Source organism: Streptococcus oralis ATCC 35037, from assembly GCF_900637025.1.
Classification (GTDB): domain Bacteria; phylum Bacillota; class Bacilli; order Lactobacillales; family Streptococcaceae; genus Streptococcus; species Streptococcus oralis.
Genome location: NZ_LR134336.1, coordinates 1,416,636 through 1,441,342 on the forward strand (window position 1 = coordinate 1,416,636; position 24,707 = coordinate 1,441,342).

Sequence of the window (24,707 nt, forward strand, 5' to 3'; positions counted from 1 at the left end):
TGATAATAGGCACATAGGTAGTCTTTCCAATCTTTCTCTTTGTGCTAATGCCTTTTTTATCTGGGCTTTTCAGTTCTTCCTTAAATTCTCCTTTCCATTTTTGAATGTTTGACATCAAAAAAAGGAAGTAGCGACTATGTGCTGCTTTTACTTCCTCTCTTTAATTTTATTTAATAGTTTTGCTTCGACAAACTGAGATTTAGATTTTAACTCTTACAGAAAATAAAACGAGCTATTCTCCAGAAGTATGTTCTATAAGATTATAGTTTAATACAAAGTGTAGCGATATAGTCATTTCCATACTGTGATAATCGATGTCTTTTGTCACATGATTCATAAAAATCGATCATAGCGAGACCATTTTTTAGTTGTCCTCTAATCTGATTTTCTAAGGTATGGCTAAATTCATATCCATATTCTGGATTGATGGTGATTTTGCCTTCCTCTTCAAGCTCTATTGAATTAAAAGGGATTGAAAATTTTAACAGTAATTCCTCATCGGGTTTGTCCCATACAGTGTCAGCATCATACATGTAGATCCAAGGATTCATAAATCCGACCATTAACAAACCGCCCTTTTTCAATACGCGAGAGGCTTCTTTATACATGTTTTCTAAATCCTCTATGTACACATTTGAAACCGGATTAAAAACAATATCAAAGGTTTCATTTTCAAATGGAAATGATTTTGTCATATCGCCTTGAATTGTGTTGATTTTTAATCCTTCTCTTTTAGCAACCATCTCGTCTCTTTCTAATTGTGATGTGGAAAAATCCATGATGGTGACATCATAACCTTTTGCAGCAAAAACGGGACCCTGCTGGCCACCACCACAAGCTAAACCTAATATCTTTTTTCCCTTGGCTTTTTCAAACCATTCTGTGGGGACTTTTTCCCCAACAGTTAAGGCAACAGAAATTGGATGCTTTCTAGCTTCTTCTAATTCTTCATGTGTCAATGGCTCAGTGTAGTCATTTTTTACATTATTCCATCGATCTTCATTTAATTTTATATAATTACTCATCTTACAATCTCCTCGTAATTTGATACTATTTCGATTTAAGCTGGATGTGCTGTCATTACATTTTTCTCACCGCTACAACTTCTAATTTGTCAAATAATCGTCCATCTCATTATATCATTTTTCCATTTACTCAAGCTAAATATCAATTAAATGGATGATAGAATTGCTCTCGCCTTGTAGTTCATCATCTCGCCTTAACCTCTCATACAAGGCGGTTATTTTCTACTAGTCTCTCACGATTACCTCCTTTGGCTCAAATTTTTCAATAAAAAAAGAATTAAGCAAAACAGTTTTCACTCAAGTAGTGATTCAGTGTTTTTCTTAATTCTATAGCTCCAAACTAGGATTGTTTTGTTTTGAAATGATAATAGGCTCCCAACATCCCTGCTGTGTTTTGGTGATGGGCAAATTCTAATCGTGTTTTTTCAGCTAGACTTGGTACCAAGGCCGCCTTCAAGGCTGTGCGGATCTTTGGTTTGAGGATAGCCTCTTGCCCCATGATACCGCCCCCGAGAATGACCACTTCTGGATTGGCAACGTAGCAAATATTTGCCAGACCTTTTCCTAAATAGTCTACCATGCGGTCAATCCCAGCCATACAAATCTTGTTTCCTTCAGTAGCTTCCTTGAAAATACGTCGGCCATTCCACTGATCAACTGAATCTCCATGAGCTGTTGCTACATGCTCAACCAAGGCTGTCGTAGAAGCAAGATCCTGAAAAGCTCCATCCTGCATGTGCATGTAACCGACTTCGCAGGCCGAATTGCTAAATCCATGGAAGACTTTCCCATCCATAATCAAGCAACCACCGATACCGGTTCCAATGGTCAAGCAAAGTGTGACACTCGCTCCCTTGCCTGAACCAGATACTGCCTCAGCCAGACCTGCACAGTTGACATCATTTTCAATCTCACAAGGGATATTAAAGCTCGTCTCAATTTCCTTCTTGAACTGGGTTCCTGCATAGTTGGGAATCTGAGGACCAGCATAGAAAATCTCACCCTTATCAGGATCCACCATTCCTGCAGAAGAAATGGCAACACCTGCTACTGGGCCTTTTTCTAAATAGCTGGCTACGATATCTTTTGTCTTTTGTAAGATATGAGGTCCACCCTTATGCGCCTCGGTTGGCATTTCATGCGATTCAACAAGTTGGCCTTCTTGGTCAATCAAACCATATTTGATGTTGGTTCCACCGATATCAATTGCAACGTAGTGTGTCATAAATACCTCCTTATGGATTAGAGGAAGCGCTCCTTGGTTTCACGAATCAATTGTGCTGCTGCTTCTACAACTGGGCGATCTTCTTCGGTTACTGGCGTCAATGGCGAACGAACTGAACCAATGTTCAAGCCTTCATTGATCTTCAAGACTTCCTTAATCACACCGTACATATTTCCATGTGCAGAAGTGAGCTTGCCGATGATTGCGTTGATAGCATATTGCAATTCACGCGCTGTTTCCAAATCTTTCTCTGCAATCAACTGATTGAGTTTCAAGAAGAGTTCTGGCATCGCACCATAAGTACCACCGATACCAGCTTTAGCACCCATGAGGCGACCACCTAGGAACTGTTCATCTGGACCATTGAATACGATGTGGTCTTCTCCACCAAGGCTGACAAAGGTTTGGATATCTTGAACTGGCATAGAAGAGTTCTTAACACCGATAACACGAGGATTCTTCAACATTTCTGTGTAGAGACTTGGAGTCAAAGCAACACCTGCCAATTGAGGAATGTTATAAATCACATAATCTGTGTTTGGAGCTGCAGCACTAATGTCATTCCAGTATTTAGCAACTGAGTACTCAGGCAAGCGGAAGTAAATCGGTGGAATTGTTGCAATGGCATCTACACCCAAGCTTTCCGCGTGGCGAGCAAGCTCCATACTATCTTTGGTATTGTTGCAAGCTACGTGAGCGATGATGGTCAATTTCCCTTTGGCAACTGCCATGACTTCTTCCAAAATCAACTTGCGGTCCTCTACACTTTGGTAGATACATTCACCAGAAGAACCATTGACATAGAGACCTTGAACTCCCTTATCAATGAAGTATTGAACCAAGGCACGCGTACGCTCTGGACTGACTTCTCCTTGATCATCATAACATGCGTAGAAGGCTGGAATGACACCTTCGTATTTTTTCAAATCTGACATAGATTTTCTCCTAAGATTTCTTTTTTTCTGCTGAGAGCAGTTCTATTTTTTACAAGTTTAGTATACACCTTGTGAAAATCGCTTTCAATATCTTGTATACACTTAGATTTTAGTTTCTACTTGTATTTTAGAAACTATAACGATTGAAAGTAGTTTCAGAAAGATCTCATCCTACTGGTATTTTGCGAAAATTTTCTCCATCAATCCTGCTTGGAGAAAGACCAGCAAACCAAAACCAAAGAGGATAAAGACCGATCCACCCAAAAGGAGAGTGAAGGCGGATAGATAAAGAATCATCACAATAAGAAAGAGAATGGCTAACATGAGGAAGAACCACGGAAAGTTAAAACTTGCCAAGATAAGCCCTTTTTGCAGCACTTCTTTCCAAGACAAATCATAGCGCGCAGCGATGGGATAACTAGCCAACATCACCAGAGTGAGGAAGATGAGAATCCCCAAACAAATAGCTTTCACAATCTGGAAAGGCAAAGCAGTCTGTCCCCAGAAGAGATAGAGGTCTAGAAGGCTTAATGACACAATGCCCAACTCTAACAGACCCAACTGAAGCCCCAGTTTCAGATTTTGCTTGAAAGCTCTTAGATAAGTTCTAAAGACTGGTACCCGTCTGCTTCTCTTAATCTCAAACATGGTTTCATAGAGGCTGATTTTCGCCACTCCAATCGTCACAATGGGCAAACAAGAGACGACAAAAAGAAGATTGGCTGTCACGATATCCAAGACCTTCTCACTGAAACGCATGAGAAAATTATCTGTATCAAATGCTGCCTTGATAAGGCTTACTCCTTTTTGTGCCATGTTTGCTCCTCCTGATTCTTTTAATCAATCAAAATTTTAAAGAGATACTTGCGAACCTTTTCTTCCATCCCTGCGTAGCCATTTGGCTGGTGAGGTTCTCCTGGGAAGAAAATCGCAAAATTGTGATAGCCCAACAAGAGTGGGTATTTTTCATGACAATGGACAAAACCAATGTCGCTCGCTTCGTCGAATGCTACTGCTTCGTCTTTGATACGTGAACCGTAGCTCGAGTATTCATGTCCTTCTACTAGCAAATGCAAGTCTGCATAGTGTTTATGGTGCTCAAACTGATCATTTTCAGCTTGATTGAGGACATTTTCCTGAACAACTAGAAAGACCTTGTCCCCGTCAATCTCATACTTACCGAGTTCGAAAGAATCCTTACGGTGCTGATAGAGATAGTCGATAGCCTTGTCTAGATTGGGATGGATTCCCTTGTAAAAGGCGATGTTTTTCAAATCGTCAAAAATCATACTGTTTCCTTCGTTTCTGATAGTTACTATTTTTCAGTTTCGAATTATCCTTCCTCTATTTCCCTGTAACAGTGCGGACGGAAACAAATTCCTTCGGTATTTCATTCCTAATTTTTGAGCCTTTTGCTCTTTCATTGTCAGTCTCAAAAATTCCGTCTAAGATAAGCGTAAGATGCTTATCTTAGATACCACTAAAGCGGGAAATAGTTACCCTAAAACGAACCTACTCTATCTAGTATCATGAAAAGAGTTTATTCTTAAGTTTATAAGTGTCTGACAAAACTTCACGAAGTAACTGCATACTCTCCATTTTGTAGACACTTATAACTCTGTATTCTCTTATACTCAATGAAAATCGAAGAACAAACTAGAAAGCTAACCCCAGGCAATACTTAAGTATGGCAAGGTAACGCTAACGTCGTTTAAACTCGATTTTCGCAAGATCTTAACCTTTGACCGCTCCCATAGTGATACCCTGAGTGAAGGATTTTTGGAAGACAAGGAAGACGGTTACGATTGGCACGGCTGCAAGAGCTGCACCCGCCATGATCAAACCATAGTTGGTTGCCATTTCGGCCTGCATGGTCGCAACCCCGAGTGAGATGGTCAAGTTTTGACGTGAAGTCAACATAACCAACTGCATAAAATAGTCGTTCCAAGTATTGATGAAGGTAAAGATTGCAAGGGCTGCAAATCCTGGTTTCACAATAGGGAAGGCTACGCTCCAGAAGGTACGAATCTCACCACAACCGTCGATTTTAGCTGATTCAAGCAATTCTGTAGGGATATTTTCACTGAATTGTTTCATGAGGAAGACCCCGAATGGCCATCCGATCAAAGGCAAAATCACTGCCCAAAGAGTATCGTGAATTCCCATGAAGTTGACGATACGTACCAATGGTACAAGGACAACTTGTTTTGGAAGAGCCATGGCAGCGATAAAGACTGCAAAGAGAATGCGCTGACCATAGAAACGTTTTTTAGCTAGTACATAACCTGCTAGAGAAGAGGTTGCGCAGACTAGGAACATGGTTACCAGTGAGATAAATACAGAGTTCCACATCCACTGCATAGCAGGGTTTTGCACCATGAGTTGTTGGAAGTTTTCCATGGTTGGCATTTTAGGGAACCACTGTGGCGGAATCATAATGGTATCAGGCTGTGATTTGAAGGCCCCTGTCAAGATCCAGTAGAATGGAAAGATGAACAGCACGGTCAACAAGAGCAAGATAATCGTTGAAATAACAGTGAAAGCTGTTAAGGGTTTCTTTTGTGTAGGTTGCATAACTGTCTCCTTTCTTTAGTATTCTACGTCGTTTCCGAGGATCTTGAATTGAGCAAAGCTGACAATGGCAATCATCACTGCCAAGAAGACACCGATGGTATTTGCATAGCCGTATTCTGTCAATTGGAAGGCTTTTTCGTAAAGGTAGTACATCAAGGTACTTGTTGAATAGTTTGGACCACCAGAAGTCAACAACTGAATCAAAGCAAAACACTGGAATGAGTTGATGGTTGTGATGATCGCGATGTAAAGAGTTGTTGGAAGAAGGCTAGGCCATTTGATCTTCCAGAAGACTTGAAACTCAGTCGCACCGTCAACACGCGCTGCTTCAACAAGTGAGTTATCAATATTTCCCATGGCAGCAATATAAAGGATAATTGGTTGACCAACAGATGTTGTCAAAAGGATAATCATAATCGCTAGCAAGGCCCAGTTTTTGTCACCCAGCCAAGAAATGTTTTGGCTGATGATGTGGCTTGACTTAAGGACAAAGTTTAGAATCCCTGATAGGGGGTCATAGATCCATTTCCATACAACCGTTACGGCAACACTACCTGTAACTACAGGAAGGAAGAAGACGAAACGATAGAAAGAACGGGCAATGGCATTTTGATGATAGGTTTGAGATGCTACAAAGAGCGAGAAGAGAACCACAATCGGAACAGATCCAATAACCAGGATAACGGTATTTATCAAAGACTTCATAAAGACAGGGTCTTTAAACATGCGAATGTAGTTGTCAAAGCCTACAAACTCAAATTTAGTCATGGAGTAGTTAAAGAAACTTGTAATGAATCCCATAATCATAGGAGCCAAGACAAAGATGACAAAGAAGAATAACACTGGTGCTAGGAAAGCGTAGGAAATCACTGTTTCCCGCATACGAATTTTATTGACTTTCACAGTCGGCACCTCTCTTTCAAATAGAATAGTTTTTGATTTTCTTGAACTGTTTTAAAACCAAAATGAAATTTTTTAAGATTCGCTTATGTAAGAACTTCATTTTAATTTCGTGACAGTTCCTACCATTTCAAACAAAAGTCCCCCTTTTCTTACACCATAGTGCACAGGGAAAAGGGGGGAATCAATCTGACTTAGTGCTTATTGTTTTGTAGCTTTTTTGATGGTTTCGTTAGCTTTTTCAGTGAAGGCTTTCAAAGCATCCGCTGGTTTTTCGTCACCATTTGATACAGATTGCAACATTGGGAACCAAAGTGTTCTCATTTCAGCAAATCCATCGATAGTGTTGTAGTATGGTGAGTAGTATTTAGTCCAGCCACTGATTGTTTCCATACGTTTGTCTTCATAAAGTTTGCCAAATGAAGTACGAACTGGGAAGGCACCTGTACGAACTACGTCTTTAGGACCCCATTCTTTGTCATCTGCGATGAATTGAACGAATTTCTTAGCAGCAGCGATTTTCTTATCGTCTTTGTTGTTAAATACTGCAAATCCGTTTACAAGGTATTCAAGAGATGGTTTACCAGAGTCTGATGGGAATGGTACTTCTACCACATCTACCTTACTTGCTTCCAAGAGTTTCGCTTGGATACCGTTTTGAGCTGGTGCCCAAAGGATTGTGTATGAAGTTTGACCGTTGGCAAAGTTTTGGATGTCTGCTCCACCGTCAAATTGTGAACCATTGTTCAACAAACCGTCTTTAATCCAGCTAGCAGCTTTTTCAAGACCTTTGACGAATTTAGGATCGTCTGTTGTATATTTGGTTACGTCTTTGTCTGTTACAGAACCGCCATAAAGGTTTGCGATGAAGGCACGTGTTCCTTGGTCTCCCCCTTGACCAGAACTGAACAATGAACCTGGTGTATATCCTTTATCTTTAAGCGCTTTCAAAACTTTTTCAAAGTCATCAGTTGTCCAACCTTCTTTTACAAGGTTTGCAACTCCAGCATCTTCCAACATTTTCTTGTTCATAGCCATGTAGAATGGAGCTGAACTGATTGGATACATGTAAGCTTTATCTCCAGCTTTACTTGCTTGTACGATGTTTTCGTTGTTGACATCTTTGACGAATTCGTCTGTGAAAAGGTCGTTCAACTCAGCCAATTTACCATTTTTACCGTATTGGATGATACGTCCTGGTGCGTCAAAGAGTACGTCTGGCGCTGTTCCAGCTTCGATAGCTGTTGTGATCTTTTCTGGACCTGACTTGAAGTCGATGGTTTCCAATTTCACTTTTACATCTGGATTTGCTTTTTCAAAAGCTTCGATGATTGATTTTTCATAAGTTCCAACACCGTCACCAGTTTTTTCTTGTGTGAAGACTGGGAATGCCCACCAAGTGATTTCTGTTTTTCCGCTATCGCTACTAGAGCTTCCAGCATCTTTACTTCCACCAGAATTACCACAAGCCGCAAGGCCAAGAATCGCAGCACCCGCAAGTACTGTACAAGCTAGTTTTCTAAATTTCATTTGTATTCTCCTAATTGATAAGCGTATCCATATTGGATAATGAGTTCTTTATATTTGTATACGTTTTCATTTTATCCGACGCATCAACCACTCTCCTCTGTTTTGAGATTGTGTTATTTAAGACCGGCAACAAAGCGTTCCGTAATCTCTTTTGGTCTAGTAATAGCCCCACCAACAACGATACCTCGCACCCCATATTCAAGGATTTGTTTGGCTTGTTCTGGTGTATGAATCTTCCCTTCAGCGATGACATCCACACCTGCTTCACACAGTTTTTTGATCAGTTCAAAGTCTGGACCATCCACTTTCGGACTATAAGAAGTGTAACCTGATAGGGTTGTTCCAACAAAATCAATTCCGGCTTCAACTGCTGCTATACCCTCTTCAAAAGTACTGGTATCAGCCATTAAGAGTTGATGCGGATATTTTTCTTTGACTTGTCGGATAAAGTCTTGGATTTCCAAACCGTCATATCGTTCACGTTTGGTACAATCCAGAGCAATGACCTCGATGTCTAGTTCAGCCAGTTCATCGACTTCTCTCATAGTAGCTGTAATGAATGGCTCCTGTGGCGGATAGTCACGTTTGATAATCCCGATAATCGGGAGTTTCGTAACCTCCTTAATCTCCTTGATATCGCGAACACTGTTTGCTCGGATACCGACTGCTCCACCTTGCTCAGCCGCTTTGACTAGCAAGGGAATGACTCCTCCCGCTTCTGTATAAAGCGGTTCGTGAGGAAGTGCCTGGCAAGAGACAATGATTCCATCTTTGATCTGTTCAATCAAGGCTTCTTTGCTGATCTGTGGCATCCTCTTTCCTCCCTTTCTTGTTCTTATGGGCTTATTATATATCATTTGTTAAGCGCTTTCAATAGCTTGTAGTAGAATAGATTTCAGTTTCAAAACTATTTTATAGAACAGACTATCCTGAAAGTAGTTTCAGACCTCTTATGATTTCGAATAAACCTAAATTTAATAAAGAAAGATAGCAGGCTGAAAAACCTGCTATCTCTTCTTAGAGTTACTCAAATAGCTTTTACTTATTATTCTTTTCTCTTCTTGCCAAATGCAAACAAGGATAAAAGAACACCTGCAAGACCAAGGGAAATCAGTGAGTTTGTTTCCTTACTTCCCGTATTCGGAAGTTCATCTTGTTTAGCTGCTGGCGCTTGATAGGTCACATCTTGGCCTAGAGACAGTTTGTTGTCTGCAGCTGCTAATACTAGATTGGTGTCTCCCTTGTACTCTGGCACTTCAAGGACTGCTGCCTCAGCACCATTGACACCACCCTTATACTCTGGCAGGTCATTTGAAGCTGCCAAGACAAAGTTAGCACCTCCTCTATATTCCGGAAGCTCGTTTGAGGCTGCTAGAACTGCATTGACACCACCCTTGAACTCTGGAAGTTCATGGACTGCTGCCTCAACAGCGTTGACCCCACCTGTAAATTCAGGCTTTTCAACCGTTGGCGCTGCTTCTTCGCCTACTATTGATAATGGACCGGTGTACTCTGGCATCTCTGCCACTGGGGCTTCCTCAGCATTGACTCCACCAGTGAATTCGGTTTTTTCTACTGTTGGAGCTGGTTCTTCTCCTACTGTTGCCAATGGTCCAGTGTACTCTGGTATCTCTGCCACTGGGGCTTCCTCAGCATTAACACCACCTGTGAACTCCGGCACCTCATGGATAGCAGCTTCACTGCCATTAATACCATCGCTTAGTTTAGAGCCAGCTAAAGAAACTGGTAAATTGTGCATGCTTTCAATTGCACCCTCAGCTAGACCTGTAATTCTTTGACCCATATCCTCTGGATCTATTGTGAATAGGAGAGTTTTTGTATCGTACTGGGTCATAAAGGTTGCTGTCTTGCCATTTGCCAATTGAAGGGTCGGAGCCTTGTTGACCAATACTTCCGAATCGAACTCCATGGCAATAATACCTGGCCATTTTTGGATAGCATATTTTACTTTTGCTTCTTTAGGAGAAATTCTGTCTTTGCTTAAGAAATCCCAGTTGAATTTCTTATAGGATAAAGTATAATCGTTTTGATTGCCATCCGCATGTTCATAAAGCAAACCATATTCGCCATTTCCGAGTTCTTGGAGTGAGTTGTAAGCAAACTTACCACTTTGTATAGGATTGTGTTTCAGCCATGTCAACTCACCATTCTCCTCAACACGAGCCAGGTGAACCAAACCATTGTTGCGTCCAGGACCACCAGCATTGCTGAGTAGAATGTATTCCTTTCCTTCATGCATGGTGTGAATAGCGGACATTTGAACATAAACGTCTTTTACTTGAGGATATCGTTTGATTTCCTTATCCCACGTTGCTCCTCCATCATGACTGGTCGCAACCTGAAGATCACCAGTCAACCCACGCATAAAGAGCTTGAGATCCCCATTATTCAACTGAACAACAGTCGACTCCGTATTTTGGGCACCTGGATTATTCATGGTTGAAGAGTGAATGGTTTGGTTGCCTATTGGGCGGTTATCATTAACTGCTTCCCCTGCTTGCCATGTTTCACCATGATCATCTGAATAAATTACACGAGATGATTGTGAACCACTTAGGTAGGAAACGTTGTTTGTTGTATAAACTGGAATCACCAGTCTTCCCTTATGAGGCCCTGTACGCAAGGCAATCCCCGTACCAGGTCCAGTTCCTATGAAGTGCATCCAATCTTTCCGAATCCCATGTGTAATATCTTTTGGTGCAGACCAAGTCTTCCCATCGTCATCACTGTAGGACATCCATAGGTAGTTGGTATTGGAAACTCTAAAAATATTCTTCTCGCTATACTCAAAATAAATATTTCCGATTAGCTCATTCCCTTTATACAAATCTCCCTTATCGCTGTAGGCTGGTTTTTTAGGGTCAACGACGACGCGATAATCTGTCTTTCTGTTTTGAGGGTCGAAAACCTCTCCGTTTTCTCGAATCGTATAGCGACCTGATTCTCCTTGCTTATATAAAACTTGATAAACTTTATCTCCCACTTGTTCATAAGCTTTCGGAGCTTGCCCCGGCAATGAAAATACTGCCTTACTTTCAAGGAACATGTCGTAAATTGCAAAAATTCTCTTTGTTTCAGGGTCTTGCACCAAGGCCATATCAATATTGACTGGAGATGGCCAATCTGCATGTTTAGCATGCTCATTGTCACGAGGATTTGAGATTACGATTCGGTCTCCCCATGTTTTTCCATTATCTGAGCTGCGACGAACAACCATCCCAATATCTCCCCAGTCAGAATGGTGCAAACGTCTTTCATCCGTTCCAGCAATCAGCGTTCCTTTATCTGTCTTGAGAAGAGCTGGGATACGATAACTCTTGATACCATCTTTATTTGGTTGATTGTTCCTACCACCTTCAAAGACGTCTTCTTTCTCAGTGACTTTTGCTCCCTCAGGAAGTTTCTGTTCCAATTCACCTCTTTCAAATAATTGACTCCGTGTTTGAACTTCATCTGGGCTTAAAGCACGATCGTAAACGGTTAGGTTTCGAACTTGTAGGTTTGATGCCCAAACTGTTTTATTGCCCCGTTTGGTTGCTCCAAGTTGAGCTTGATTAACATCTGGCATATCTTTGATGAAGTTACCAGATTTGAGACTTGTTCGAGATAAGACACCATTCACATAGAGACGAACTCGACCATGAGGTAACTCCGTTGTCGGTTGTTCGACAGTAAAGGTCACTGAATTCCATTGTCCAGGGCGAACTTTCAAAGGAGCATCTGTATACTTATCATAGAACTGCTCCCCGTTAGCGCCACGCCCTTCAATAAGAGCTGTATTATCAAGGACCGACATAGTAAAGTACTCATTTTCCTTGGTGTCACTGGATACAGAGAAGAGATTGTAAAAGCGTGGAGCTGATGCATCTGGTTTGAACTCCATGTGAACTGTAGCATTTTTTAGTTGCTTTAGTTTGTCTAGTTCACTTGATAAATCAACTCTCTGACCATTTGCTGCATTGGTTTCAACATCTTCTTTTTCAAGGACAGGATTAGCATTTTTTAAATCTCTTGAGTAATAGTCACGAGGAATAGCACCCTGATCCTCTGATTCCTCTTCCTTATTTGCTTCTTCTGCAGGGGTTTCGGTAGAGGATGGGGTTTCTGATTCTGCACTCTCATTTTTTTTCAAATGGTCTTGGTCCACCTCAACGCCGTTGTCTTGAGCTGCTGCCAATTTACCAGCCAAATCCTTATCCAAATGAGCAAGATCTCCCGAGGACGCTTCTTTTGGCAATTCTGATAAACCTTGACCAGGTTCGACAGTTTCTGTACTGGCCCCTGCTGCATTGGCTTGCTCTTGAGCTAAGACTGGATTTGCTCCAAATACTACTGTACCAATCACTACAGATGCCGCCCCAACTGCAAATTTTCGAATTCCGTATCGCTGTTTCCGATCTAAAGATTTGTAATTCATGTTTGTCCTTTCATTTTTCATAAAATAAAGCGCTTTCTTTTTCTTTGAAAATTTTTATTGTCTCTCAAGAGACAAGTTTTACAAGAAAGTATCCAACTTAATGAGAGCTCCCAATCCTCTCCCATTTTCTGCTGAGCCCGAGTTTTTAACCACCCGGCAGCCTTTTTCCTCCTTTCACAAGTGACTTTTCCTTTATTATACAATAAAGTCTTATATTTATATCTGTGTTCCTACAGAATAGATTTTACTTTTAAGAATATTTTAATATTTTAAATTTTCTAAAAGTACTTTCAGGTTTTGGACATAAAAAGAGAGCCCCTTGGCTCTCTCATTCATTATCTTACGTACTTAAAAGGAATATCACTGCCACAGAGCCAGTTATAGACTTGGTCATTGACAAAAACATTCATGGCTTCGTGAGCATACTCTGGCATGATGCGATAGGCCTTGTCGCAAGTTAGGCGGTTGTAAATCGCAAACTGGGTAATAGGATAGCAAACATCGTCGTCCAAGCCCGTAATCATCTTGACCTCACCTTGAATACGATGGGCAAGATTTTTCACATCGATATAGGCAAGAGTCGCCATGATTTCCTCCTCTGTTTCATGGAAGGGATCGTGGAACTTGAAATATCGGAAGAGTTCATCATAGGCTTCACTGGTATTGCCAATCTCAAGCACTCGTCTAAAGTCTGACAAGAAGGGATAGATGGCAACTGTTCGCTGAATCCGAGGATTGAGCGCTGCTGCAACTAGGGCTAAAGCCCCACCTTGTGAGGCACCATAGCTAGAAAGTCTTTTCTCATCCACCTGAGGCAGACTAGCAATAATTTCAACCAACTGGTAAATATCCAGATAAACATCCTTATAAAAGAGATGTTCACGACCTTCCACAGTACCACGGATGATATGCCCCTTCACCGTATTTCCTAGTGGAGAGCGCAAGCCGTCTTGAGAATAGCCCGACTGACCACGAACGTCCATGGAAACAACACCGTAACCAGCCACAGTATAGGCCAGCATGTCGGCCCAGTCCCAGCCACGTCCCATATAGCCATGAAAGTGGAAGATTAGCGGAACCTTCTCCTCAGTCTTTGGAAGAACGATTCGTGCATAGACCTTGCCTTCATTAGTTCCTTCAAAGGTCAGCTCATAACACTTGACTTGAGGAATGTGGAAATCTCTTTCCTCCAACTGGTAGGCTGGAAGAGATGAAACTTTTTTGACCTCTTCATCCCAGAAAGCATCAAAGTCTTCTGGAATCTCATCCCGTCCTTTATAAGTCTTAATTTCTTCTAGCAAAGCTGGATTTTTCATAGCATGCTCCTTTAGTTTTGTAATCGCTATCATAACTCTAGCATATCTAGGAAGGCAATGCAAGAAAGAATTCTAAATAGAAAGTGATTTTAGATTCTCTTTCCTCAAACCTATCGCCTGAAAGTAGTTTTAAAAATAAAAAGAGCGTTTCCGCTCTCTGTGTATCAATAGGTGCTAGCTCCTTTCTCTAGTTTGACGGTTTGGAATTTCTTTTGGTAGGTTACTTTAATAGTCATGTGAGAGGCCTCGTTTCTTTTTGATGACTCTAGTATAAGGCCCAAACCTAAAAGCTAGCTTAAGTTTTCCTTAGAGAAAGCTTATACTCAATGAAAATCAAAGAGCAAACTAGGAAACTAGCCGCAGGTTGCTCAAAGCACTGCTTTGAGGTTGTAGATAAGACTGACGAAGTCAGTTACATATATAATCCAAGGCGACGTTGACGTGGTTTGAATCTGATTTTCGAAGAGTATTAATCTAGATGTTCTTTCTTTTCCAGATGGAGAGCAATCATGCGCCATTCTGGATCCTCTTTCCAACCTTCCATAGAACTAATGTAGCTGGCAACCTTTCTGGCTTCTTCTAAAATCGGAAAATCTTCGATAATATCAGCCACTTGAAACTCTGGCAGTCCTGACTGTCTGGTTCCAAAAATCTCACCAGAGCCACGCATTTTCAAATCTTCCTCCGCAAGGACAAATCCATTGGTCGTTTCTGTCATGATGCGCATGCGGTCCTTCCCAGAGTCCGTCTTGGGATTAGCTATAAGAACAGCGTAGGACTGCTTGTCACCCCGACCGACACGACCTCTGAGCTGGTGAAGCTGACTGAGACCGAACCGATCGGCATCCATGATAATCATGACTGTCGCATTGGGAACATTGACCCCAACCTCAATAACCGTCGTCGAAACCAGAATATCCGTTTTTCGCTCTTTGAATTCCTGCATGATCTGGTCTTTTTCGTCACTCTTCATCTTACCATGTAGTAGAGCAACCTCTGCCTTTCCGGCAAAATGAGCTGTCAACTCCTCAGATAAGGCAATGGCATTTTTCAGATCCAGAGCTTCAGATTCTTCAATCAGGGGAGAGATAACATAGACTTGAGAACCTTTTTGGATTTCCCCCTCTAACCAAGTTAAAACCTGAGGCAGCTGCTCATGCTTAATCCAGCGCGTCACAATCGGCTTCCGCCCTGCTGGCATCTGGTCAATAATGGAAACATCCATATCGCCAAATGCTGTGATAGCCAGCGTCCGTGGAATGGGCGTCGCCGTCATCATGAGAACGTCAGGATTGTCCCCTTTTTCTCGTAGGATTCGCCTTTGCCCTACACCAAAACGATGCTGCTCATCGATGATAATCAAACCAAGACAAGCATAATCCACTCCATCTTGTATCAGAGCATGGGTTCCGATAATCAAATCAGCCTCACCCTTGGCAATGGTCTCCAAGACTTCTCTTTTCTCTGCAGCTTTTAAGGAACCTGTCAAGAGAGCCAGTTTCAAGTCTGGAAAAAGGTTCTGTAAACTCTCAAAGTGTTGCTCCGCAAGGATTTCTGTCGGAACCATGAGAGCCGCCTGGTAGCCAGCCGTCACCGCCGCAAACATGGCCAAACCAGCAACCACCGTTTTTCCGCTCCCCACATCCCCTTGCAGAAGACGATTCATGTGATGGTCGGACTTCATGTCTGTCAAAATTTCCTGCAGACTCTTTTCCTGAGCTTGGGTCAGGGAGAAAGGCAGATTTTCTTTAACGACTGTCACTTTTTCCTGGGACCAATTCAGAACCAGACCGCTTCCCTGAACTCTATTTTCAGACTTGAGTGACTGCAACTGCATTTGGAAGTAAAAGAGTTCCTCAAACTTGATACGGCGAAGGGCCTGCTTGTATTCTGCCAAATCCTTGGGGAAATGCATGGCACGAACAGCCTGACAACGGGACATGAGTTTGTATTTGTCCAGCAAAGACTGAGGAAGATTTTCCTCAATCAAGAGGTCCAGTCCCTGATCAAAAGCCGTCTTGATGACCTTGACCAGACTTGCCTGACTGATTCCCTGAGCCAAGCGATAGACAGGTTGGAGGTCATCTTCCACCTGAGCCAGGACCTTCATCCCAGTCAAACTAGCCTTAGCACGGTCCCATTTTCCAAAGACGGCAAGAGTTGCTCCCAACTCTATCTTGTCTGCTAGATAGGGCTGGTTAAAGAAATTCACCGCAAAAACGACTTCTCCCTGTTTGAGGCTAAAACGCAGACGATTGCGCTTGAAACCATAATACTGGACACTGGCAGGAGTCACGACTTGACCAGACAGAACCGCCTTTTCACCGTCTTCCAACTCTAGCACCTGCTTGGTCTTGAAGTCTTCATAACGAAAAGGAAAGTAGAGCAAGAGGTCTTGCAAGTTTTCAATTCCTAGTTTGGCGTATTTCTCTGCTGACTTTGGCCCCACACCAGGCAAGACATGCAAGGGTTGATGTAGATTCATGCTCCACTCCTTTCTTTGGTTTAATGATATTCTCTCGGAATGCGGTCGCTGAGGAGACAAACCACCTCATAGTTAATAGTGCCGCGGTAGGTAGCTACCTGAGTAGCTGTGATTTCCTTGCCACCGTTTGTGCCTATCAGGGTTACTTTTGTTCCGAGCGGATAAATCTTAGGCAGACGAATAGTGATTTGGTCCATGGAAACCCGCCCAACAATTGGGCAAGCTTGGCCATCCACTAAAACAGAGAAATTTTGCATATCTCGTGTCCAACCATCCGCATAGCCGATTGGCACGGTCGCAATGACTTGCTCACTATCCGCCTGATAGGTCGCCCCATAGCCCATGCAAGCTCCAGCTGGAACTGTCTTGACATGAACCAAGGCAGATTCCAAGGTCAAGGCTGGTTTCAAGTCATAGGGCAAGTCCAATACCTCTCCACTTGGGTTAAGACCATACATGGCATCTCCCATACGAACCGCATTAAAAATAGTCTCTGCATGCCAAAGAGTCGTTGCCGAATTACTTGCGTGAACCAGGTCTGGAACTTCCTTCATACTTGCCAAAATAGTTTTAAACCGTTCTAACTGCTGATTAAAGTAGTCATCTGATTCTTCATCTGCAGTAGCAAAGTGGGTAAAAATCCCCTCAACGCGAGCACCGTATTGTTGGAGCAAGGCTTGAGCCTGCTCTGCCTCACTGGAATCTCGGAAACCAATCCGTCCCATCCCTGAGTCAATCTTGAGGTGAACTGTTAAGCCAGATAAATCTGTCTCCCTAGCTAACAGTGCTTGAATCCACTCCAGTCCAGCTACCGTCAAGGTGATATCGTATTCTTTAGCTAGGTCAATAGCTTCTATTTCAGAAACTCCTAAGATAAGGATTTTCTTGCTGAGTCCAGCCTGACGAAGTTCAATAGCTTCATCAATATTGGAAACACAAAATCCATCAACATCATCCTGAATCGCCATCGCAACGGCAACAGCCCCATGACCATAGGCATTGGCCTTGACCACTGCCCACTTGAGCGTTCTTTCAGGGATATGAGCCCCCATTTGCTGAATATTTTGTCGAATAGCTCCCAAATGAATCAGAGCCTTGGTTGGTCTATGTGGACTAGCTTTCATGATTTTCCTCCAAAATAACACTGGCTGTCACAAACTGATCTGTATGGCTGATCGATAGCCAAATCTTTCCTGAAAATGGTGCCTGACTAAAATATGGAGCCCCGCGTTCATTATTCAAAACTTCCAAATCCTGAAAGGTCAGTTTGCCAATTCCTGTCCCCATAGCCTTGGAAAAGGCCTCCTTAGCCGACCAGCGACCAGCCAAGTATTCGATTTGTCTGCGGCCTTTGAGACTGGTAAAGCGCTCCATTTCCTTAGTTGTTAGCACCCGCTCGGCAAATCCTGTGTGTCGTGTAACTGCGCGTTCTATCGAAGCCAATTCTTCGATGTCAATTCCATGTCCAACTATCATACTCATAAAAGGAGCTGAGAATCCCCCAACTCCATCCTTTTCACTTATTTTGTTAAGGTAGTATAAATTTCTTCTACCAAGGCTACTGTATTTTCCCAGCCTAGACAAGGGTCAGTTATGGAGCAACCAAAGACCTCTGGTTGATTTTGGCGACCATCTGCTAGGTAAGATTCGATCATAAAGCCTCGAACCGTCTTTTTAATCTTTTCATTCCAGTCACGATTCAGCAAGGCTTGACGAACAATGCGAATTTGTTCCATATACTGCTTGCCAGAATTGTCATGATTGGTATCGATGATAATGAAGGGATTTTCAAGTCCCATAGTCTCATAGCGATTGATGGCATTTAAGAGTGTTTCATAGTAGAAATTAGGTTCATTTTTACCATATTCGTTCATGGCACCACGAAGGATAACGTGAGCCAAAGGATTTCCTGAAGTTTCCACTTCTTGGCCATGGTAAAGGAAGGTTTGCTTGTTTTGAGCCGCATAGATGGCATTAAACATGACCCCAAGGTTCCCAGATGTTGGATTTTTCATCCCAACCGGAGCATCAATACCAGAGGCTACAAAGCGGTGTTCTTGGTCTTCCACTGAGCGAGCCCCTACAGCATGGTAGCTGACTAGGTCATCAACCAAAACGAGATTTGACGGATAAAGCATCTCATCAGCTGTCGTCAAGCCCGTCTCCGTAATTACACGGTAGTGCAGCTGACGAACAGCCTGCAAGCCATTGATGAGACTAGGCGCTTCGCTAGTATTTGGTTGATGAATCATGCCCTTATAGCCGTCTCCATTGGTACGAGGTTTAGCCGTATAGACACGCATCACGATAAAGATTTTATCCGCAACTTTTTTCTGCAAGTCTGCTAAGCGACGAGCATATTCGAGTACTGCTTCTTCATTGTCCGAAGAGCAAGGCCCCATCACCAAAAGGATTCGGTCGTCCTCACCCGAGATGATGGCTGCTAACTCTCTATCGCGGGCTTCTTTTTTTCGCAAGGCTTCAGGTGACAACTGGGTCGCAGCCTTGATTGCTTCAATATCAATTTCTTGACCTTTTTCGATAAATGCCATCTTATTCTCCTAGCGTTTGGTAGATTTCGCGAACAAGTGCTTCTGTGTTGTCCCATCCGAGACACGGATCTGTAATGGACTTCCCAAAAACTTCTGGCTCATTTTGACGTCCATCTTCTAGATAGGACTCAATCATAAAACCACGAACATATTTTTTGATTTTCTCATTCCAGTCACGGTTAATCAAGGTCTGACGAACGATACGGATTTGATCCATATATTGCTTGCCTGAATTGTCATGATTGGTATCGATGATAATAAAGGGATTTTCCAAGCCCATCTTTTCATACTGATCAATGGTATCCATCAAATTGTCATAGTAGTAGTTGGGAATATTTTTCCCGTATTCGTTCAAGGCACCGCGAAGAATGGCGTGGGACAATGGATTTCCCGTTGTTTCCACCTCTTTACCGAGGAAAAGGAAACTCTGTTTATTTTGCGCTGCGTAAATCCCGTTAAACATAACATTGAGATTTCCAGATGTTGGATTTTTAAATCCTGTTGAGAAATCTGCTCCACTCGCTACAAAACGGTGCTGTTGATCCTCTACAGAACGAGCTCCAACAGCCATATAAGAAATCAAATCATCCACCAGCGGAAGATTCTCAGGATAAAGCATCTCATCCGCTGTTGTCATTCCCGTCTCGGTAATCACACGGTAGTGCAGCTGGCGAACAGCCTTGATTCCATTAATCAAGCTAGGTGCTTCTGTCGCATTTGGCTGATGAATCAAGCCCTTATAGCCATCTCCATTGGTACGAGGTTTAGCCGTATAGACACGCATGACCATAAAAATACGGTCTTCGACCTCTTCTTGCAAAGCAGATAGACGCTTGGCATACTCGAGAACCGCCTCTTCATTATCAGATGAACATGGTCCAATCACCAAGAGAATACGCTGGTCTTCCCCACGGATGATGGCTTCCAATTCCTGATCACGTTGATTTTTTCTCGCAAGAGCCGCTCCCTCTAATTTAGACAAGGCGCGAACTTCTTCAATGTTAATTTTAGGACTTTTAGCTTTAAATACCATGATTCATCTCCTTATAAAGCAAACGGACACCAAGCAAAAAATGATTTTTACCAGGTATCCGCCTGTATCTTATCTCATATTATTGTCTCTTACCATGACAGTTCTTGAATTTCTTACCTGATCCACATGGGCATTGATCATTTCGTCCGATTTGGCTCAAGTCCAAATCTTCTGGAAGACTTGCCTGCTGCGCTGCGATATTACGAGTCGCAGTTGTACTGATATTGTGTTCAGTTTGCGGACGTTCTTGTTCATGGATTTGTGCTTTCATCATCAAGCGGGTCACATCGAATTCAATCGATCCAATCATGTCGTTAAACATGCGGAAACCTTCTGCTTGATATTCTACAACAGGGTTGTTTTGAGCATATCCACGAAGACCAACAGCATTTCGCAACTGGTCAAGAGCATCGATATGGTCTGTCCACTTGTTGTCTACAACACGTAGAATCAAGACTTTTTGGAATTCTTTCACTGCATCTTCGTCACGAAGCTTAGCAACTTGGCTGTCATAGACTTTCAAGGCACGTTGGAATAGTTCATCTTTGATAGCTTGGTCTGACAAACCTGCAAGGTCTGAACGGCTAATTGAATCTTCTGGAAGCAAGTTATACTTAGCAAAGTTCAAGATCGCTTCCAATTTTTCATCTTCTTTCGAACGAGCATGTGCATCCACGATACGTCCAATGGTACGACGAATCATAGCATGGATTTCTGGTGCCAAGTCACGATCTGCAGTAATGACATCATAACGTTGTGCATAGATAATCTCACGTTGTTCACGCATAACATCATCGTATTGAAGGACTTGTTTACGAGTATCGTAGTTGTTTCCTTCGACACGTTTTTGAGCTGCTTCAACTTGACGCGTTAACATGCGAGATTCGATGGCTTCGTCAGACATGTTGAGTCGTTCAAAGACACCTTTCAAACGTTCAGAACCGAAACGTTTCATCAAATCATCTTCAAGAGACAAGTAGAATTGTGACTCACCTGGGTCTCCTTGACGTCCTGAACGTCCACGAAGCTGATTATCAATACGGCGACTTTCGTGACGCTCTGTACCGATAACACAAAGTCCACCAAGCTCACGAACCCCTTCACCAAGTTTAATGTCGGTACCACGACCAGCCATGTTGGTTGCGATAGTAACCGCGCCACGTTGACCAGCGTTCATGATGATTTGCGCTTCTCTGTAGTGGTTCTTCGCATTCAAGACTTCGTGAGGAACACCTGCTGCTACCAATTTCTTGGAGAGGAAATCACTCGTTTCAACGGCAACTGTACCTACCAAGACCGGCTGACCTTTTTGGTAACGAGCTTTTACATCTTCAACTACAGCCTTAAATTTCGCATCCAGACTTGCATAGAGAAGGTCTGAGTGGTCGATACGTTGAATTGGACGGTTGGTTGGGATTGGGATAACACGAATGTTGTAAATTTCGCGGAATTCTTCTTCCTCTGTTTTACCAGTACCTGTCATACCTGCCAATTTCTTATACATACGGAAGAGGTTTTGATAGGTAATAGAAGCTGAAGTCTTGGTCTCGTCTTGAATTGGCACACCTTCTTTTGCTTCAATCGCTTGGTGCAAACCATCAGAGTAACGACGACCTTCCATGGTACGACCTGTAAATTGGTCGACAATCAAGATTTCCTGCTCTTCACTAACCACATAGTCGATATCGAGAATCATGATATAGTTGGCACGGAGGGCATTGTCGATAAAGTGAGTAAGAGCTACATTTTCAATGTCGTAGAGATTTTCTAGTTTGAAGTAGCTTTCAGCCTTGTCAATACCAGAATCTGACAAACCGATCGTCTTAGACTGAACGTCAATGATATAGTCGTCCTTGTCCAAAGATTTCACGAAGTGGTCCGCCATATGGTAGAGTTGGCTTGTTTCAACTGCGTTGGCACCTGAAACGATCAATGGTGTACGAGCTTCGTCGATCAAAATTGAGTCAACCTCATCGACCAAGGCATAATTGAGTGGACGTTGCACCATGTTTTCTGCACGAACGACCATGTTATCACGCAAGTAGTCGAAACCAATCTCTGAGTTGGTTGAGTAGGTAATATCACAAAGGTAAGCCTCTTTTTTCTCCATTGGAGATTTAGCTGCCAAGTTAATCCCTACTGACAAACCGAGCCATGAGTACAACTCACCCATTTCAGTCGCGTCACGTTCTGTTAGGTATTCGTTGACTGTAACTACGTGAACCCCTTTACCTGCAAGGGCATTGAGGTACACTGGCATAGTCGCTGTCAAGGTCTTCCCTTCACCCGTACGCATCTCTGGAACGTCACCATGGTGAAGAACAATCCCACCCATGACCTGAACCTTATAAGGGAAGAGCCCAAGGACACGTTTTGCAGCTTCACGAACTACTGCAAAAGCCTCATATAGCAATGAATCAAGTGATTCACCCTTATTGTATCGCTCTTTAAATTCGTCAGTTTTCGCTTTTAGTTCTTCGTCTGACATTGCAGCCATTTGGCTCTCATAGTTAAGAACCTTATCAGCCATCTTTTCCAGACGACGAAGTTCTCCTTTATCATTTTCAATAATCGTTTTTAAAATATTAGCCATGATTTTCCTTACTTTTTATTCTGAATATTTTAGAATGTTCTTTTAATTTTAGCATATTTACCATTATTTTTCAAGAAAGAATCCTTAATTTACAACGGAAAAGGCCAGCCAAAATTCAGCTTTTTTTGCATAAATCTTCTGTGGCTACCTTTTTGTTTTTTGTTCGAGATGCATGCTTGATGATCCAAGCACAACTTGAACTCAGCTCCTCCTTTTGCCAAGTTTGAAGAATCCTTTCAAACTTATCAGGGTCTTCCTTGTACAAATCATTTAGATTATTGGCTACACTTTTTTGAATGGACTTGTCTCTATCATCCTTTAGATTGGTCAGAATAGTGGTAAAATCCTCAAAATAATCCAATACCACGGTTTGTCTCTTAGCCCAAGGCAGACGGATACGCATGCACTCGCTAGCAAGTCTACGAACGCGCAAATTTTCATCCCGACTCCATTCTAACAGCAAAGTCATTGTAGCCTTAGGATAGCGAGCCAGCAAAGGTCTCATAGAAAATTCTCCAGTAAATCGCTTGGTTAGTTCCTTACTAAAGGCCGCGCTCAATTCAAATTCCTTGTCTCCATATAGCTCTACATATTTGCCGATTGGCCAAAGCCAATAACCTTCTGAAAACATGCCTAAACCACCCTCTAGCTCAGGACCTAAAATTTTCTCAAAAACCTTGAGAGAGTCCTGATAAGATAGGGGAAGGCAATCTTTGATACTTTTAGCCAAGAGTTCTTGACGCTGGCTAAACTCCAAATTTTCCAAGTCTTTTTCTAGCAACAAGCTAAACTTTCGCTCATCAAATACAGGGGACGCTTCTTTCAACCGTCGACTCAAATCCCTAGCATAAGCCAAGTCATAATAATCCTTTACTTTTTTCGCCATTTTTAAATTCCTTAATCTTCTGTTTACGGAACTTATTATATCATACAGATCGCCCGTCAACAAAATCATTTTCACTTCTCAAACTATTTTGTCAAGGAAGAAAAAAGGACTAGAAACTCGTCTAGTCCACCAATTTTTAATGTTTAATTTCCCAAGAATGCAGGCAATATCCCAAAATACCAAAAGAGATTGATCCAGAAGGCCAAGCAAAGGATGATGCCAAAGATGAGAAGACTGATTTTTTTAATCAGCACGGAGTACAGGATGGATAAAACGCCAAAAACCACAAAGAGTTTTTTCATAACGAAATAATATACTGAAACTCCTCCTATTTGCCAATCCCAAGGAAGGAAAAACATGAGGAACCAGAGAAGGCAAATCGTAAGGATATATCTCTTGTAGTTCGCTTCAAGAAAGGCTTTTGTTTTTTCCATAGCAAACCTCCATTTGAGTCACTGTCTCTTCCCTTTTATTATACCAAAAAAACCTGGAAAAAGCTTTCCAGGTTCGGTTGGAAATCACTAGTCACGCTAGAGAAATTCCTTTATTCATAGGCTGATTCACTTTATTGACTTGATGAAGAGGTTCCAAAATCAACCTTAGGAACTGTCTTGGCTTCTTCTGTTTCCTTGAAGGTTTCAGCTTCTTTAAAGTTCATCATATTCGCAAATAGCACGGTTGGAAAACTTCTCAACTTTTGATTGTACTCGGCTGCGACTTTATTATAATCCTTACGTGCTACAAAGATACGATTTTCACTTCCTGAAAGTTCGACCATTAGTTGCTCAACATTTTGATTGCTCTTGAGTTCTGGATAATTCTCCGTCAAGGAAATCAAGCGGGAAAGAGCAGAGCTCAATTCTCCCTGAGCCTTTTGGTTTTCTTCCGAAGTTACTGAGCTACTACCGATTTTAGCTCTAGCATCCGCAATCTTGGTAAAGACTTCGGTTTCATGATTCATTTGTCCTTTAACGGACTCCACCAAGTTACCAATCAAGTCCGAACGACGTTGGAGGGCTGTCGAGACATCGGCCTGAGCCTGCTCCACTTTAGTCTGTTCACCAACTAGACCATTATAGGTCGTCACTGCGGAACAACTTCCCAGAACTAGTAGTCCAAAGAAAATCGCTACTATTGAGAGAATTACTTTATTTTGTTTCATATCAAAACCTTAACACTTTCTTTTATCAACTTTTCTGAGAAAATACTCAGATT

General features: G+C 42.3%; 20 protein-coding genes. All 20 read right to left on the reverse strand.

Going from position 1 to position 24,707, the window contains the following annotated elements:
* Positions 1-260: 260 nt before the first annotated feature.
* A complete protein-coding gene (locus EL140_RS07020; RefSeq protein WP_000073841.1) occupies positions 261-1,025 on the reverse strand; it encodes a class I SAM-dependent methyltransferase in 765 nt (254 codons plus the stop codon).
* 340 nt (positions 1,026-1,365) lie between these two features.
* Entirely contained in the window at positions 1,366-2,250 is an 885-nt protein-coding gene (locus EL140_RS07025; RefSeq protein ID WP_000150250.1) for an ROK family protein, read from the reverse strand.
* Positions 2,251-2,267: 17 nt separating this feature from the next.
* Positions 2,268-3,185 (reverse strand): dihydrodipicolinate synthase family protein, encoded by a 918-nt coding sequence (locus tag EL140_RS07030; protein WP_001281484.1) that lies wholly within the window; start codon positions 3,183-3,185, stop codon positions 2,268-2,270.
* 171 nt (positions 3,186-3,356) lie between these two features.
* On the reverse strand, positions 3,357-4,001 hold the full coding sequence (locus tag EL140_RS07035; protein WP_000057483.1) for a YesL family protein: 645 nt from the start codon (positions 3,999-4,001) through the stop codon (positions 3,357-3,359).
* 20 nt (positions 4,002-4,021) lie between these two features.
* Entirely contained in the window at positions 4,022-4,474 is a 453-nt protein-coding gene (locus EL140_RS07040; protein ID WP_000575427.1) for a NanQ anomerase/TabA/YiaL family protein, read from the reverse strand.
* Between the two features lie 445 nt (positions 4,475-4,919).
* Positions 4,920-5,759, reverse strand: coding sequence for a carbohydrate ABC transporter permease (locus EL140_RS07045; RefSeq protein WP_001183243.1), 840 nt, complete (start codon positions 5,757-5,759; stop codon positions 4,920-4,922).
* 15 nt (positions 5,760-5,774) lie between these two features.
* Entirely contained in the window at positions 5,775-6,641 is an 867-nt protein-coding gene (locus tag EL140_RS07050; RefSeq protein WP_002874780.1) for a carbohydrate ABC transporter permease, read from the reverse strand.
* Between the two features lie 219 nt (positions 6,642-6,860).
* Positions 6,861-8,189, reverse strand: a complete 1,329-nt coding sequence (locus EL140_RS07055; RefSeq protein ID WP_000672117.1) for an extracellular solute-binding protein — start codon at positions 8,187-8,189, stop codon at positions 6,861-6,863.
* Positions 8,190-8,302: 113 nt separating this feature from the next.
* On the reverse strand, positions 8,303-9,001 hold the full coding sequence (locus EL140_RS07060) for an N-acetylmannosamine-6-phosphate 2-epimerase (protein ID WP_001135658.1): 699 nt from the start codon (positions 8,999-9,001) through the stop codon (positions 8,303-8,305).
* A gap of 233 nt (positions 9,002-9,234) precedes the next feature.
* Positions 9,235-12,627, reverse strand: a complete 3,393-nt coding sequence (locus EL140_RS07065) for an SIALI-17 repeat-containing surface protein (RefSeq protein ID WP_002875186.1) — start codon at positions 12,625-12,627, stop codon at positions 9,235-9,237.
* Between the two features lie 335 nt (positions 12,628-12,962).
* The gene (locus EL140_RS07070; protein ID WP_000795089.1) at positions 12,963-13,943 is read right to left on the reverse strand and encodes an acetylxylan esterase; all 981 of its coding nucleotides are present in this window, start codon (positions 13,941-13,943) and stop codon (positions 12,963-12,965) included.
* A 469-nt stretch (positions 13,944-14,412) separates the two neighbouring features.
* Positions 14,413-16,458: an ATP-dependent DNA helicase RecG gene (gene recG, locus EL140_RS07080; protein WP_269470917.1), complete on the reverse strand. Its 2,046-nt coding sequence runs from the start codon at positions 16,456-16,458 to the stop codon at positions 14,413-14,415.
* Positions 16,449-17,552 carry an alanine racemase gene (alr, locus tag EL140_RS07085; RefSeq protein WP_000648068.1) on the reverse strand — a complete coding sequence of 368 codons (1,104 nt, stop codon included), beginning with the start codon at positions 17,550-17,552 and terminating at the stop codon, positions 16,449-16,451. Before alr ends, recG begins: the two co-directional genes overlap by 10 nt.
* Complete coding sequence (gene acpS / locus EL140_RS07090; protein ID WP_002875192.1) at positions 17,542-17,904, reverse strand: holo-ACP synthase; 363 nt, start codon at positions 17,902-17,904, stop codon at positions 17,542-17,544. The genes alr and acpS overlap by 11 nt, the downstream gene beginning before the upstream one ends.
* A 44-nt stretch (positions 17,905-17,948) precedes the next feature.
* Entirely contained in the window at positions 17,949-18,980 is a 1,032-nt protein-coding gene (locus EL140_RS07095) for a 3-deoxy-7-phosphoheptulonate synthase (RefSeq protein WP_000864028.1), read from the reverse strand.
* A gap of 1 nt (position 18,981) precedes the next feature.
* Positions 18,982-20,013, reverse strand: a complete 1,032-nt coding sequence (locus tag EL140_RS07100) for a 3-deoxy-7-phosphoheptulonate synthase (RefSeq protein ID WP_000231305.1) — start codon at positions 20,011-20,013, stop codon at positions 18,982-18,984.
* A 79-nt stretch (positions 20,014-20,092) separates the two neighbouring features.
* Entirely contained in the window at positions 20,093-22,606 is a 2,514-nt protein-coding gene (secA, locus tag EL140_RS07105) for a preprotein translocase subunit SecA (protein WP_001284115.1), read from the reverse strand.
* A 115-nt stretch (positions 22,607-22,721) separates the two neighbouring features.
* Positions 22,722-23,492 (reverse strand): DNA alkylation repair protein, encoded by a 771-nt coding sequence (locus EL140_RS07110; RefSeq protein WP_001085877.1) that lies wholly within the window; start codon positions 23,490-23,492, stop codon positions 22,722-22,724.
* A 143-nt stretch (positions 23,493-23,635) separates the two neighbouring features.
* Positions 23,636-23,926, reverse strand: coding sequence for a hypothetical protein (locus tag EL140_RS07115; protein WP_000415962.1), 291 nt, complete (start codon positions 23,924-23,926; stop codon positions 23,636-23,638).
* Between the two features lie 131 nt (positions 23,927-24,057).
* Entirely contained in the window at positions 24,058-24,654 is a 597-nt protein-coding gene (locus tag EL140_RS07120; RefSeq protein ID WP_000812473.1) for a LemA family protein, read from the reverse strand.
* Positions 24,655-24,707 lie beyond the last annotated feature (53 nt).

Coding starts and splice junctions, on each gene's coding strand:
- EL140_RS07020 (WP_000073841.1), bottom strand. CDS start 1,025: ATGAGTAATTATATAAAATTAAATGAAGATCGATGGAATAATGTAAAA.
- EL140_RS07045 (WP_001183243.1), bottom strand. CDS start 5,759: ATGCAACCTACACAAAAGAAACCCTTAACAGCTTTCACTGTTATTTCA.
- EL140_RS07065 (WP_002875186.1), bottom strand. CDS start 12,627: ATGAATTACAAATCTTTAGATCGGAAACAGCGATACGGAATTCGAAAA.
- EL140_RS07110 (WP_001085877.1), bottom strand. CDS start 23,492: ATGGCGAAAAAAGTAAAGGATTATTATGACTTGGCTTATGCTAGGGAT.
- EL140_RS07035 (WP_000057483.1), bottom strand. CDS start 4,001: ATGGCACAAAAAGGAGTAAGCCTTATCAAGGCAGCATTTGATACAGAT.
- EL140_RS07070 (WP_000795089.1), bottom strand. CDS start 13,943: ATGAAAAATCCAGCTTTGCTAGAAGAAATTAAGACTTATAAAGGACGG.
- secA (WP_001284115.1), bottom strand. CDS start 22,606: ATGGCTAATATTTTAAAAACGATTATTGAAAATGATAAAGGAGAACTT.
- EL140_RS07030 (WP_001281484.1), bottom strand. CDS start 3,185: ATGTCAGATTTGAAAAAATACGAAGGTGTCATTCCAGCCTTCTACGCA.
- alr (WP_000648068.1), bottom strand. CDS start 17,552: ATGAAAGCTAGTCCACATAGACCAACCAAGGCTCTGATTCATTTGGGA.
- EL140_RS07025 (WP_000150250.1), bottom strand. CDS start 2,250: ATGACACACTACGTTGCAATTGATATCGGTGGAACCAACATCAAATAT.
- EL140_RS07040 (WP_000575427.1), bottom strand. CDS start 4,474: ATGATTTTTGACGATTTGAAAAACATCGCCTTTTACAAGGGAATCCAT.
- EL140_RS07055 (WP_000672117.1), bottom strand. CDS start 8,189: ATGAAATTTAGAAAACTAGCTTGTACAGTACTTGCGGGTGCTGCGATT.
- EL140_RS07120 (WP_000812473.1), bottom strand. CDS start 24,654: ATGAAACAAAATAAAGTAATTCTCTCAATAGTAGCGATTTTCTTTGGA.
- EL140_RS07060 (WP_001135658.1), bottom strand. CDS start 9,001: ATGCCACAGATCAGCAAAGAAGCCTTGATTGAACAGATCAAAGATGGA.
- EL140_RS07050 (WP_002874780.1), bottom strand. CDS start 6,641: ATGCGGGAAACAGTGATTTCCTACGCTTTCCTAGCACCAGTGTTATTC.
- EL140_RS07115 (WP_000415962.1), bottom strand. CDS start 23,926: ATGGAAAAAACAAAAGCCTTTCTTGAAGCGAACTACAAGAGATATATC.
- EL140_RS07095 (WP_000864028.1), bottom strand. CDS start 18,980: ATGGCATTTATCGAAAAAGGTCAAGAAATTGATATTGAAGCAATCAAG.
- EL140_RS07100 (WP_000231305.1), bottom strand. CDS start 20,013: ATGGTATTTAAAGCTAAAAGTCCTAAAATTAACATTGAAGAAGTTCGC.
- acpS (WP_002875192.1), bottom strand. CDS start 17,904: ATGATAGTTGGACATGGAATTGACATCGAAGAATTGGCTTCGATAGAA.